Source organism: Lysinibacillus sp. GW821-FHT14F06 (genome assembly GCF_058803665.1).
In genome coordinates, this window is sequence record NZ_JBXAPF010000018.1 from 1 (window position 1) to 13,906 (window position 13,906).

Genomic DNA, 13,906 nt, shown 5'->3' on the forward strand with positions numbered 1-13,906 from the left:
TCGTGACCAACCTCCTGTTGCCCCAAGCGGCTCATCGGACGCCCCCAGGAAAGCACTCAGTCGGAACGGAGATCAACTCCTCGTTTTGAAAAAGGGCTATACTTTTTAATTTGTCACCTTGATTTCATGGACTTAATAGTATTTCAACAACATGAAGGAGCTATTCTCATTTGAGAGTAGCCTCTTTTTAAATTTAGAATTTAAATTATTTTGACATAAAAATCCTTGCCGTTAATTAGTTCACTAAGCTCAATGGCATAATTGATTTTATAGTAATCATAGATATTGCGTGCTAACCCGGAGTGACCATTTAAATATGTTCCCTTGATAATTTCCTTACGTGGATTATGGAAATCAAAATATAAGCGTGAATCGTGGCACATTGTATCCAAAATAGCTTTAAACTCTTGTTCTTCAATATGAATCCCGCGCGTATATTTGCATTCTCTGCGATACGTATCATGGGAAACATTGACCGGAGAAGGCTCAAGAATCATTTCGATTTTTTTATTCAAATGTCAACAGCTCCTTTTAGGATATTAGCAATATGACTAGTTGAAATTCAAAGATGGTTTTTAATGAGTTAACCTTATAATTAAGTATATAATTGTCAGAAAATTATATCAATATTTTTCTACCAATCTTGCTGCTGTATTTCCTCAGCTATTACTTGTAAATCGTAGGCATTAATCGTTAAAAGTGTGTAATCGTTAGTGTCCATATACTTTTCAGCTAGACGCTTCATATATTTTGGGGAGCCCTCGTTTTCTTCGTCGTAAACTAGTAGCAGACCATCTGTGTTTTGAATGATAAATTTATCCTTCTCGATAAATTGCCATGGAGCCTCATATGGCTTTTTTGTAACGCTTGTCACAAAATCTGCTTGAGCTACTAAGGCTTGATACTTTTCCTTTTTCTGATCCTGCCAATTTTTCTCCTGATCAAGGAAGGGTGTAATGACAGCGTATTTTAAATGAGGGAACTCCTTTTTCAATATCAAGACAATTTCTGCTCCCCAAGTTTCTACACCTGGCTGTCCACTTATGATAATCCATTCTAAACCTTCATCGATTAGTATACGTAGACGGTTTTCGAGCGCTTTTTTGATAATGGCTATACCTGGATGCTTGTCATTGAAAATTCCGAGTTCATGAGGCTTATAACCAGTGATAATGAGTCGTTGTAACAATAAAATGCCCCCTAATCTGTATAGTAGTAATAGTATACAGTAGGGGGCAACTGAAAACGAATTCCTTTGTTCTTTACAGTTGTTTAAAATGCAAATAGTGTTAGGACTGTAGCTACAGCAGCACAGATGCCTAAAAACCACCATGTGTCTGTAAAGTCCTCTTTGGTGTCACTATTCATGTGTTATCTGTCCTTTCTTTTTAATCTGTCCATTCCATGACCAATTTGTCCATACACGTAGTACAGCTTCGAATGGTCCGCGTTTAAATTTCTTTAAATAGGCAATGCTAAACGCACATTGCAAGCTATAAACAACAATTCCGAATACAATGCCACCAAAAACGCCCAGTTTGCCATATAAGCCTATCCCATATCCGTAAAAGATTGTTGTACAAATAATGGTTTGCATTAGATAATTGGTAAGTGATAATTTCCCAACACTTTCAAAGGCAGGAGAGAGCAATTGAACAGGACGAGATTTAAATAATAGTGCTGCTAGGCAAACATAGCCAATTGCTAAAAGCTGTGAGCCTCCCATTATCAAGAGATTCGAAAAATTATTTTCTATAAAACTAAAGCTTTTACAAGCGAGCCCTATCGGAACGAGTAATGCACCTAGCTTATACCATTTCTTCTCGTCCTCCATATTCACAAATGCTTGCTTTTTAGCAAGTCCCATACCAAGTAGGAACAATGGGGCATAGAAGATAGGTGCAAATATAAGCATGATAAAAATAAATGCAGGATCATCCATTCCAGGAGGTAAAGCATTTGCTCGAAAATCAAAAATTTCTAAATAGCTTCCATTTGCATACACATCATCGGCTTGCTCGATGTAAGTTGCTAACTCTTTTTGTTCTTTTTTATTTGGATCCATATGACCGAATGTTAAAGCAGTTGTCAGTACAAAAAGAATTCCAGCCCAAATAAAAAGTGTTTTTGGCTTACGGTTAATAAAAGGGAGTAAAAATAGAGTCATACAGCCATAGGATAGAAGAATATCTCCCTCCCACAACAGTGTTGAATGAAGCCAACCAAGTGCGATAAGCCCAGTGGCACGGCGTAAAATGGACCAGCGACTTTTATTTTTTCTTTTTCGAATGGATTCAATCATTTTAATAAGAGAGAAGCCAAATAAAATTGTAAAAATAGGCATGAATGATCCTTCGATAAAGATTTTAACGAAATATAAAGCACCATTATCGATGGCTGAAAGGTGTTGAAGCTCATCTTTACCATACATGCCAAATTGGAAAATCAGTAAATTCGCCATTAAGATGCCAAATAAACTAAACCCACGCATTGTATCAATGAAGGTTACACGGTTTGTTGTCATTGCGTTTTATCTCCTTAATTGGTTATCTTATACATAGTGTACATAGTGAAGCTTATGGTGAAATAATGACAGCCTTAAAGTAATCTTAAAAGTAGGTGATAGAATGCAAGATGCGTCAATTTTAGTGTTAGAGGATGAACGTGCTATTGCGGAGATGATTGAAATTATATTAAGAAAAGATGGATTTTTAAACATCACATTATGTAGCACCGTACAAGAGGCGAGAAAGAACTTAGAGATGAAAAGCTTTGATTTTTACTTATTAGATATAATGCTACCAGATGGAAGTGGTATAGATATGGCGAATCTAATTCGTGAGCGTAGCGATGCACCTGTATTCTTTTTAACTGCCAAGGGCAGTGATGCAGATAAGCTTCGGGGGTTTATGAACGGTGCAGATGATTATATTACGAAGCCATTTAATCCACTTGAGCTGGTAGCGAGGGTGAAGGTACAGCTTGGACGCTATCTGAAAAAGAAGGATGTACCACAAAACAATCTTTTTGCATGTGGTCGATTTACATTTGATATTGATGCGGCAGAGATAACCGTAGATGGAATAAAGGAAATTATTAGTGGCCGATTGTTTCATTTATTAAAATATTTATGCGAAAATGCTGGGCAGGTATTATCAAAGGAGCAAATTTATGAGCGTGTATGGGGCGACTGCTTATTCGATGATAATACTGTGATGGTGCATATTCGAAAACTACGAGAAAAAATAGAAAAAAATCCAGGTAAACCAACGTGCATTATAACTGTTAGAGGTATTGGTTATAAACTTGTTGGAGATGTTCTTTCATGAAGCCTGCTAGAAAATTAACACTTCGCTTTGTGTCTTATTTCATTGTATTTTATTTGCTAATTATCTCGGGTTTTATCATTAGTTTGGTGTCCTTCGGGATCTTTATTAATAATCGAGTGGGTGACAATATTCATGTAATGAGCTCCTATGAAATTAAAGATGATGCTGTTGTAGAAAAGGGAACATCCATTAAAATTGCTGACTATTTAGTAAAGAGAGCGAAAGAGAATGCGGGACAATTATACTTATTCGATCAATCCATGAACATTGTTGATTACACAGGAGACTTATGTGAGCTATGTGGTATGACCGATAGTGAGATAATGGATCTTAAGAAACCAGGTATGCATACATGGGAAATTCCTAATTATTATTTATTATTTCTGCCAGTATCACCTGTACAGCCACTTTTTGAGGACGCACTTCAAAGCTGGAAAGAAAAAGGTGAGATACCAACAGAACTACTCCAACGTATTCAGGATAAAAAGGCAGCTATTGAAGTCTATAATGAGCAATGGGATCGTGTAGAAATTATTGGAGAGCGTTATAAAAAGCTCCATAGACCGCAGTTACTGGAAGAAAAATATGATATTTTTGAGCATGCAGAGTTAACACAAAGTGCCGCTTTAGAGAATGGGTCAACACTGGTTGTGCGAATGCCCAATCCATCGTATAAGCCATTTGAAGAGCCCTTTAATAAAGCAATGCTGTTATTTATCTCCATCTTTTTTGGTGGACATATTATTTTGTTAATAGGTGTTATTTTTTTATCTATAAGCATTTCTCGTCAATTTGTACGACCACTTGTTTATGTATTATCTCGAATCGATCGACTTACTCAGTTTGATTATAGTGAGGTAAGTGACAAGAATATTCACCATCGGAAGACAGGGAAGCTAAAAAGGAAATTTAAATTATTTCAACCTGTGGATGAATCTCTCAACCATTTATCAGAACGACTTGCCTTTAACGAAAGGCAAATTAAACAAGCAGAGCAGTTACGCGAAGAGTGGATTACGGGACTATCACATGATTTAAAAACACCTCTCAGCTCAATTTATGGTTACTCCACTATGCTTGCTTCAGAGGATTATCATTGGTCAATGGAGGAAATGCGTATTTTTGCAAGTACAATGCAGGAAAAGGCAACATATATGGACGCACTTATTCAAGATTTAACCTATACGTATCAATTGAAAAATAAAGCTATTCAACTTGAAAAAGTATTGTTACCACTTGCCTCATGGCTGCCGAAGTTCGTAGATGAGCAAGTATCTGTAAATGTCTATGGAGAAGTTATGCTAGAAGCTGATGAACTTTTATTAAAACGTATTTTAGATAATTTGATTACCAATGCTAAAAAATATACACCTAAAGACACCAAGGTAATGGTGGAGGCACAGCAAATTAATGAATCGATAGTAATGACAATCACTGATCAAGGACCTGGCATACCACAGGAAGAGTTAGATAATTTATTTGAACGTTATTATCGAGGTACTAATACAACAGATGATATTACTGGTACAGGATTGGGATTAGCTATTACAAAACAATTAATTGATCTGCATAACGGATCAATCAACGTTCGTTCAGACTCAGATGGCACAGTTTTTGTTTTAACATTTCAATGTCAATCGCTATAAAAAATAGGGTAGTGCAGGTGATGATTCACTTTGTACTACCCTTTGTTGTCATTCTAACTGAAGTTTTTGTGAAAAGTGTGATTTTTTAGGGGATTCCCCCTATATGAAGTCTATTTTCTAACAATTAGTATAAAGTTACAAAAGGTATTCGAAAAAATGGCAATAATCAGGGGGGATCCATATGAAAACTTCTTTCAAAGTAATCATTGTTGGAGGAGGAACGGCTGGCATTTCTGTGGCGGCACGTTTTCTCCGGAAATCTCATGCTCTTCAAGGGGAGATTGCTATTATTGACCCTGCCGAAAATCACTATTATCAGCCACTCTGGACCTTGGTCGGTGGTGGTGCTGCCAACAAGTGGGACTCTGAACGTAAAATGGCTTCGGTTATTCCTCAAGGGGCGATTTGGTTAAAGGAGGCTGTTATTGACTTTAAACCAACAGAAAATCGGGTGTTTACGAATAATGGAACAACCTATACATACGATTTTTTAGTGGTTGCAGGAGGTATCGAGATTGACTGGAATGCTATAAAAGGATTGAAGGAATCGCTTGGTAGCAATAGTGTATGTAGTAATTATTCTTTTGAACATGTGAATTATACATGGGAAACAATTCGTAATTTTAAATCTGGTACTGCGGTCTTTACACATCCTAATTCCCCGGTTAAATGTGGTGGTGCACCACAAAAAATTATGCATCTCGCAGAGGATTATTTTAATAGGGGAAATGTTCGAGACAATATTAGCATCATTTTTGGTTCTGCAAATCCTGCAATTTTTGACGTACTGAAATATCGTGAGGCACTTGAAAAAGTTATCGAGCGGAAAAAAATAGATGCACGATTCCGAATAAATTTAATTGAATTGCAGGCTGATGCAAAGGTTGCTGTTTTTGAAAATTTAGATACAGGTGTATTAGAGGAAATTAAATACGATATGATCCATGTCACACCATATATGTGTTCCCCTGAATTTATCAGAACAAGTCCTTTAGCAGATGAAAATGGCTGGGTAGATGTTAATCCATATACATTACAACATACAAGATTCCAGAATGTGTTTGGTTTGGGGGATAACGCAAATCTACCAACATCTAAAACGGGAGCGGCTATCCGTAAGCAAGCACCAGTATTAATAGATAATTTAATGGCTTTAATGCGACAGCAGCCGATGACACAAAAGTATAGTGGCTATTCATCCTGTCCAATCGTAACAGGCTATAACAAGTTAATTTTAGCAGAATTTGATTATAGTAAGGAACCTGTTGAATCCATGCCTTTTAATCAGGCAGTAGAAAGAGCAAGTATGTATTTTATGAAGAAAGAGTTACTCCCTGTTTTGTATTGGGATGGCATGCTAAAAGGCACTATGTAAGTACGAATGAGGGGAGGCGATATGAATGGCTAATGCAACGACAAGCATGAACGAGGAAATACATCAATTAATGGAAGTGCTTGAGAAACCAGAAATTCGACACTCTTTACAACAATTATTAGAGAAATTACCAGAAATACAAGAAACAATAGAATCTGTTGGTGAAGTAATGGAATTTGGAAAATCCGTATTAAAAGATGAAAAAACGATAAGTCGATATGAGGATTTAGTTTCTACCTATAATATAAGCCTTGATACACTTTCTGCCATTGTACAGATCATTGAGAAAATGCCAAAGCTAGTTCATATTTTACAGCAGTTAGAGGATGTAACGGATTTTATTACAGCGGTTCTTCAAGATAAGCAGACAACAACATATGCCATTAATAATGCTAAGGAATATATAGATCCATTGATTGAGAATGGGAAAAAAGGTATGGGCTTTATAAAGATAGTGCAGCAAAGGGCAGAGGAAAAACCTCAAAACCTTACTGTTTTTTCAATGATTAAATGGATGAAGGATCCTTCTGTTCAAAGGCTACTAAATTATGTTCAGGCTACATTAGATATTTTAAAAGAAAAAAATAAAGGGGAGTAGAACAAATGTTATTACGCTATTTTTATGATGAAAAATTAGCTCACGCTTCATATGTAGTAGGTTGTCAGGCAAAAGGGGAAATGGTCATTATTGACCCAATGCGTAATATTGAACCGTATCTTGCGCTAGCAGAGAAAGAGAAAATGAAAATTATAGGATCTTTAGAAACACATATACATGCTGATTTTGTTGCAGGTTCTCGTGAGCTAGCAGATCGTACAGGAGCGATAATGTATATTTCTGATGAAGGTGATAATGATTGGAAATATAAGAATCTTGAAGGAATTCCACATCAGCTATTAAAAGATGGAGACGAGTTTGTTATTGGTAATCTGATTTTTAAAGTTATGCATACACCAGGACATACGCCTGAAAGTATCTCCTTTTTACTCACTGATCGAGGTGGTGTAGCTGATAAACCAATGGGGATTTTTACAGGTGACTTTGTCTTCGTTGGAGATATTGGACGTCCTGATTTATTAGAAAAGGCTGCTGGAATGAAGGGAACCTCATTAGTAGGAGCAAAGGCAATGTTTAAATCTTTAGAACGCTTTAAGGACTTACCTGATTATATGCAGATTTGGCCAGCGCATGGTGCGGGTAGTGCATGTGGTAAAGCATTAGGTGCTGTTCCATCATCGACAGTTGGATACGAAAAGCAATTTAATTGGGCTTTGCAATTTGATGATGAACAGAAATTTATCAATGCATTGCTTGATGGACAGCCAGAGCCCCCGTACTATTTCGCTATAATGAAGCAAGTCAATAAAGTGGGAATTGAGCTTATTAAAAATTTACCTATAGTACAAGTAGTATCTAGTTATGTAGAGCTTTCTCAACTTATAACCGAAGGAAAGCAAGTCATTGATACGCGATCAGCAGCTGATTTTTCAAAAGAGCATATCGCAGGTACATTGAATATACCTTATAATAATTCTTTTACAAATTGGGCTGGGTGGCTAGTTGATTATTCAAAGCCATTATATATGCTTATAGCACCTGACCAACTAAATGATATATTAACAGCATTGCGCTCAATTGGTATTGACAATGTTGAGGGCTATGCAAATATAGACAAAATTATACAAGAGGCAACATCCAAGGATACCTATGAGAATATAACGCCATTGGAAGCGAAGCCACTAATAGAGAATGGAACCGTTCATATACTAGATGTTCGTAATCAAACAGAATATATGGCTGGACATATTGAAAATGCCCAACATATTATGATGGGTACACTAAAAAACCGTTTAAATGAGCTACAAACAGATAAAAAAATTATAGTACAATGCCAAGCAGGTGCTCGTTCAGCTATTGCTTGTAGTGTACTAAAAGCCAATGGAATTCATGATATTACTAATTTAACAGGCGGTTATACAGCCTGGGTACAAGATGTTATGAATAAATAGATTTATATAAGCCGCTAGAAGCAAATGCTTTATAGCGGTTTTTTTCTAAACAAGTAAGTAAAATATGGTTATCATGCCCTTTTGAGATTTTTAAGAAAGTAAAGAAGTTCAACATGAAAAGGTTAGGAGGAATGCTTGTCTTGGAGGAAGAACAGCTTAAAAATAAATATTTAAAGCAAATTTTTCAATATATTCAAGATGGAATCATTATTATGAATCACAATAGAGAAATTTTAATGATGAATCCTTCAGCTAAGCGATTAACTGGTTGGAAAATGGGGGAGCGAGTACCCTATTGTTCATTTTGTGAAAAACGAAAAAAATCTCCAGGAGAACAGACATGTTATTTAATAGAGCGCAATGAAGTTCCTTATTTTTTATCAAAGATGCCAACATATCATGGCAGTAAGATAGACGTTGAAATGAGTACGGCATTGATCTATACAGACAGTAAAACAAAGGAGCAGGAATTTCTCCTAGTTCTACGAGATCAAACACTTCAATTAAGGGAAGAAGAGGCAAGAGTTTCTAAGTTTATTATTAAAAAATTAATTGAAGCAAAGGAAGAGGAGCATAAAAGACTAGCACAGGAATTACATGATGGTGTCGGGCAATCATTATTTACTATTTCAGTTGCTCTGCAAGCGGTTGAAGCCTATGTAAAAGAACATGAAAAACTGCATATCTATATTGAAGAGGTTCGGAATGAACTTGAAAAAGTGATGAATGATATTAAATCATATTCCTATCAACTCCGTCCACATAGTCTCGATCAATTAGGGATTACTCCTACACTAAGTACACTTGTAGACTCTGTGCAAAAGGTCCATTCAGAAATTTCTATCTCGTTAGATGCAGATTTTCGAGAGCGTTGTCATCCATCTGTAGAAATCAATATTTATCGTGTAGTACAAGAGGCACTGCATAATATTGTGAAATACGCCAAGGCGTCAAAGGTGATTATTCGATTAGAAAAGAAAGAAGAATATTTAACTCTTTATATAGAAGATAATGGTATAGGTTTTAATCTGCAAGAGGTAAAAAAAGTAGGACTTGGTTTAAAGCATATGGAGGAACGAATAACATTGTTAGGTGGAAGCTTTAATATAATTTCTGCCCATAGCCAAGGGACAAAAATTAAAATTTCAGTGCCTAACTGGAAGGATGACTATCAATGATTCGTATACTAGTGGTAGATGATCATGTTTTAATCCGTAAGGGTATTGTTCTTTTATTGGAAAATTATAAAGATGTTGAGGTTGTTGGTGAGGCTGGTGATGGGGCGGAAGCCATTACTCAAGCAATCGCTTTAGAGCCGGATGTCATGTTAATGGATGTTTCCATACCAAATGGGCTAGATGGATTTACTGCTACAGAGGAAATTTTAAAGCAAGTGGCTAATGTAAAAATTATTATGCTAACAATGCATAATGAAGTCGCTTATATTCAAAAGGCAATTTCTTTAGATGCTCATGGCTATATTTTAAAAAATAGTCAGGGTGGAGTACTTTATGAGGCGATTCATGCCGTTTATAATGGGCGTATTTTTTATCATGTAGGTATTCCACAGGAGCTAATCACTAAATTATTTAAGTATAAGGGACAAAAGGGAAAATGTATATTAACTGTTCGGGAGAAGGAAATCGTTAGACTCACAGTGCTTGGTTTTACTAATGTTCAAATTGCTGAGCAACTTTTTATAAGTAGTAAAACAGTCGAAAATCATAAGTCAAATATTATGCAAAAACTACATTTGAAGAGCAAGGCAGAGCTTATTCAGTATGGATTGGCGAATAGCTATTTATAAGAATGAGCATGTTGCTGGAAAGCGAGTAGCCTGGAATGGAAATCACCTTCAATACTATGCGAATTTAGTTATAAATTCTTTTTTGTCACAATGATAAAGGCGATTAGTGGAAAACCCCTATATGTCTAAAAAAATGGAGGGATTATACTATAAGCACATATAAAGCATGAAGGAGATGTAAAAACAATGGATATAGAATTTATAATCGTTATTTTCCTTATTGGTTTCGTTGGCTCTTTTGTGTCTGGAATGCTAGGAATTGGCGGTTCAATTATTAAGTATCCAATGCTTTTATATATTCCACCGCTTTTTGGGATAGCTGCATTTTCAGCACATGAAGTTTCAGGAATTAGTGCGGTTCAGGTATTTTTTGCATCCATTGCAGGAGTTTGGGCATATCGAAAAGATGGCTATCTAAATAAGGTTCTCATTCTTTATATGGGAGGAGCAATATTAACGGGTAGTTTTGTAGGTAGCTATGGATCGAAATTTTTATCCGAAGACGGCGTTAATATTGTATATGGTATTCTAGCCTTGATTGCGGCGATTATGATGTTTATGCCAAAGAAAAAAAACGATGATAAGCCGATGAATGAAATAACTTTTAACAAGCCATTAGCAGTCATCCTAGCCTTTATCGTTGGAACAGGCTCAGGAATTGTAGGGGCTGCTGGAGGTTTTTTACTTGTTCCAATTATGCTTGTTGTTCTTAATATACCAACGCGAATGACCATTGCCACAAGTCTTGCTATTACATTGATTTCATCAATTGGAGGTACAATCGGTAAAATCATGACTGGACAGGTAGAGTACTATTCAGCAATCATCATGATTATTTCTAGTATAATAGCAGCTCCATTAGGGGCAAAAGTAGGCAAAAATATAAATACAAAAATACTACAAGGTATTTTAGCTGTACTAATAGTAACGACAGCCATAAAAATTTGGATTGATTTATTATGACAAATCAAAATTAATGTTATGGATTAATAAAGGCTATATAGGAAGCTTGGATGTGTAGCTTCCCATATAGCCCTTTCTCTGCTTTATTTTTTGCATCTCTCAGATGGCTGCTCAATTTTTACATATCGCCAAAGGCTATTGGCAATATCACGTGCTTCTGCTACGTGCCCCGTTCCAACGAAAGCTTTACGGAAAGGTGTAAGAAGTGATTCTATGATAAAAAGCTTTGGTTTTTCATGCTGTAGTTCCTCTAATAAAAATTCCACGTACTCTAAGCCTTCTACTGTTTCATTCTTAGATAAACCCTTTTTAAAGCCTCTTAATTGCTCAATAACTGTGTCTTTATTAACTGCTTTATAATTCACAACATTTTGGATGGTGTTAATCATTTCAACACTGACAATGATTTCTTTTGATTCAAGCATAGCAGGTATAATGACGCTAATATTGCGTAATGCTACACGTACAATTGCTTCGCGATTTATATATTTATAATCAGCAATTAAAACAGCTCGCAATGTCAGATTAATCATACCAAGTGTTTGCACGGCACATTCATAGCTGATTGGACTAATTTCTTCTCCAAATACTTGAACAAGCCGATTTGCAAGCCACTCCAGCTCTTGTAAGTGATAGTTTATAATGATTTTTTTAAGTTCATTGTCCCGGGAATGGAATATAGACTCAAAAATTTGAATTAAATTATGCTCACGATTGACATACATAAGTACTGCCACTTGCTGTGTTAAGACTTCCAGATCAGTAGGATCTTTCCCGTATAGAAGTTCGTGTCGACGATTACTTGCTTCCTCACGCCCCTCATCCAATATGGCAATTAAGCATTCATTTTTAGAAGAAAAATGATTATAAAATGTGCCCTTTGAAATTTTAGCTGCACCGATGATGTCATTAATGGATGTATCAACGAATCCTTTTTCAATAAATAAGTCCCTTGCAGCAGAAATAATTTGTCTTTTTCTTTTATTCATAACCTCACCTTTTTATCAATATTATACTCTTATTCTATAGCTAAAACGCTTATATATCAACGTTTAAAATTTTTATAGACTTAATTCTTGAAAAAAGTAGACTGCGAGTATAAAATAAGTTTTATCGAAAAACAAGAAAGAATTGAGGGATATATATGGAAAGTGAGCAAACAATGAAAAAGCCCCCATATGGCATGATTTCGATTTTATTTGTGGGTGCTTTTGTTGCTTTTCTAAACAACACATTGTTAAATGTTGCACTACCAACAATCATGAAAGATTTTGGTATAACGTATTCAAAGGTACAATGGCTCGCAACAGGTTATATGCTAGTTAGTGGTATTCTAGTGCCAGCTTCAGCATTCTTTGTTACACGCTTTAAAAATAGACATTTGTTTATTGCAGCGATGTCAGTCTTTACTATCGGTACAATTATGGCTGGATTTGCACCTAACTTCGAAGTATTACTAGCAGGTCGTATGGTGCAAGCAGCAGGGGCTTCAAGTATGTCGCCGCTTTTAATGAATGTAATGCTATTTAGTTTTCCTAAAGAAAAACGCGGTACAGCAATGGGGATTTTTGGTCTAGTAATGATATCTGCGCCAGCAATAGGTCCTACATTATCAGGATATATTGTTGAGCACCATGATTGGCGTATGCTATTCCAAATGATTATTCCGTTCGCTGTTATTAGTTTGTTGTTTGGTATTTGGAAATTAGAAAACGTGATGGAGACACGTAAGGTTCATTTAGATCTACTTTCAGTACTATTATCAACAATTGCGTTCGGTGGTATTCTATATGGTTTCAGTACTGCGGGGGATAAAGGTTGGTCAAGTCCTTGGGTATATGGACCGATTTCAGTAGGTTTTATTGCCTTACTGATATTCATCTTTAAACAGTTACGTATGGATCAACCTTTGCTAAATTTACGTATTTATAAATATCCAATGTTTGCATTGGGTTCAGCTATCTCAATTATCGTGTCGATGGCTATGTTCTCTGGTATGATATTAACTCCTGCTTATGTACAATCGATTCGTGGAATTGATCCATTTAAAGCAGGTTTAATGATGCTTCCAGGGGCACTAGTAATGGGGATTATGTCGCCGATTACAGGGAAACTTTTTGATAAATTTGGACCGCGTATCTTAGCCATTATCGGGTTAGCCATTACAACGGTCGCAACATTCGGGTTAACAAAATTAGAACTAGATTCAAGCTATACATTTATCGTGTCGATGTACTCAATTCGTATGTTTGGTATATCAATGGTTATGATGCCGATTATGACAAATGGTCTAAACCAATTACCACAAATGATGAACCCACATGGTACAGCCATTAATAATACTGTACAGCAAGTGGCAGGAGCAATTGGTAGTGCTGTAATGGTGACGTTTATGAATAACCGTACAAAAGCTACAGCCCAGGATTTAATTGCAGAAGCAAAAGCAAATGCAGCGCAATCAGGGGCAGCTCCAACGCCTGATCAAATGCAACAAATGCAGGACCAAATCATGCAAAATGCCTTATTAGATGGGATTACACACTCATTCTTTATAGCAGCTTGTGTTACAGTAATTGCCTTTGTACTTGCGTTCTTCTTAAAACGCGTAAACATTGAAAGTGCAGCTGCACATATGGATTTAAAAAAACCAACTAAATAATTTATAACCTGCCAGAAGCAACTCTCTACTGGCAGGTTTTTTCTCTTAGTAGCAATAAAAATAAACCCGTTTTGTAGCACTAGCTGCGATTACAAAACGGATTCTTGCTTTGCATGA

13 protein-coding genes are annotated in these 13,906 nt (G+C 36.1%); 9 read left to right on the top strand and 4 right to left on the bottom strand.

The genetic code is table 11. The features are described from left to right. Positions 1 to 200: 200 nt before the first annotated feature. The 3 genes from AC1RNS_RS15810 to AC1RNS_RS15820 form a co-directional block, all read right to left on the bottom strand. Positions 201 to 515: a hypothetical protein gene (locus AC1RNS_RS15810; RefSeq protein WP_492993991.1), complete on the bottom strand. Its 315-nt coding sequence runs from the start codon at positions 513 to 515 to the stop codon at positions 201 to 203. Between the two features lie 119 nt (positions 516 to 634). Next, positions 635 to 1,189 (bottom strand): SLOG family protein, encoded by a 555-nt coding sequence (locus AC1RNS_RS15815; RefSeq protein WP_492993993.1) that lies wholly within the window; start codon positions 1,187 to 1,189, stop codon positions 635 to 637. Between the two features lie 171 nt (positions 1,190 to 1,360). Then, complete coding sequence (locus AC1RNS_RS15820; protein WP_492993995.1) at positions 1,361 to 2,524, bottom strand: DUF418 domain-containing protein; 1,164 nt, start codon at positions 2,522 to 2,524, stop codon at positions 1,361 to 1,363. Between the two features lie 103 nt (positions 2,525 to 2,627). Between AC1RNS_RS15820 and AC1RNS_RS15825 the strand changes: the two genes are divergently transcribed. The 8 genes from AC1RNS_RS15825 (at position 2,628) to AC1RNS_RS15860 (ending at position 11,130) form a co-directional block, all read left to right on the top strand. Then, positions 2,628 to 3,329 carry a response regulator transcription factor gene (locus AC1RNS_RS15825; protein WP_492993996.1) on the top strand — a complete coding sequence of 234 codons (702 nt, stop codon included), beginning with the start codon at positions 2,628 to 2,630 and terminating at the stop codon, positions 3,327 to 3,329. After that, entirely contained in the window at positions 3,326 to 4,975 is a 1,650-nt protein-coding gene (locus AC1RNS_RS15830; RefSeq protein ID WP_492993998.1) for a sensor histidine kinase, read from the top strand. Before AC1RNS_RS15825 ends, AC1RNS_RS15830 begins: the two co-directional genes overlap by 4 nt. Positions 4,976 to 5,156: 181 nt before the next feature. Beyond that, positions 5,157 to 6,350 (top strand): NAD(P)/FAD-dependent oxidoreductase, encoded by a 1,194-nt coding sequence (locus tag AC1RNS_RS15835; RefSeq protein ID WP_492994000.1) that lies wholly within the window; start codon positions 5,157 to 5,159, stop codon positions 6,348 to 6,350. A gap of 25 nt (positions 6,351 to 6,375) precedes the next feature. Further along, positions 6,376 to 6,948 carry a helical membrane plugin domain-containing protein gene (locus AC1RNS_RS15840; RefSeq protein WP_492994002.1) on the top strand — a complete coding sequence of 191 codons (573 nt, stop codon included), beginning with the start codon at positions 6,376 to 6,378 and terminating at the stop codon, positions 6,946 to 6,948. Positions 6,949 to 6,953: 5 nt separating this feature from the next. Next, positions 6,954 to 8,360: an MBL fold metallo-hydrolase gene (locus AC1RNS_RS15845; RefSeq protein WP_492994003.1), complete on the top strand. Its 1,407-nt coding sequence runs from the start codon at positions 6,954 to 6,956 to the stop codon at positions 8,358 to 8,360. A gap of 113 nt (positions 8,361 to 8,473) precedes the next feature. Beyond that, positions 8,474 to 9,538, top strand: coding sequence for a PAS domain-containing sensor histidine kinase (locus AC1RNS_RS15850; protein WP_492994005.1), 1,065 nt, complete (start codon positions 8,474 to 8,476; stop codon positions 9,536 to 9,538). Continuing rightward, positions 9,535 to 10,167: a response regulator transcription factor gene (locus AC1RNS_RS15855; protein WP_492994007.1), complete on the top strand. Its 633-nt coding sequence runs from the start codon at positions 9,535 to 9,537 to the stop codon at positions 10,165 to 10,167. The genes AC1RNS_RS15850 and AC1RNS_RS15855 overlap by 4 nt, the downstream gene beginning before the upstream one ends. A gap of 186 nt (positions 10,168 to 10,353) precedes the next feature. After that, entirely contained in the window at positions 10,354 to 11,130 is a 777-nt protein-coding gene (locus AC1RNS_RS15860; RefSeq protein WP_492994009.1) for a sulfite exporter TauE/SafE family protein, read from the top strand. A gap of 83 nt (positions 11,131 to 11,213) precedes the next feature. On the opposite strand, the gene AC1RNS_RS15865 is transcribed toward AC1RNS_RS15860, so the two are convergent. Next, entirely contained in the window at positions 11,214 to 12,119 is a 906-nt protein-coding gene (locus tag AC1RNS_RS15865) for a TetR/AcrR family transcriptional regulator (protein ID WP_492994011.1), read from the bottom strand. A gap of 155 nt (positions 12,120 to 12,274) precedes the next feature. On the opposite strand from AC1RNS_RS15865, the gene AC1RNS_RS15870 reads away from it, so the two are divergent. Further along, complete coding sequence (locus tag AC1RNS_RS15870) at positions 12,275 to 13,789, top strand: DHA2 family efflux MFS transporter permease subunit (protein WP_492994012.1); 1,515 nt, start codon at positions 12,275 to 12,277, stop codon at positions 13,787 to 13,789. The last annotated feature ends 117 nt before the right edge of the window (positions 13,790 to 13,906 follow it).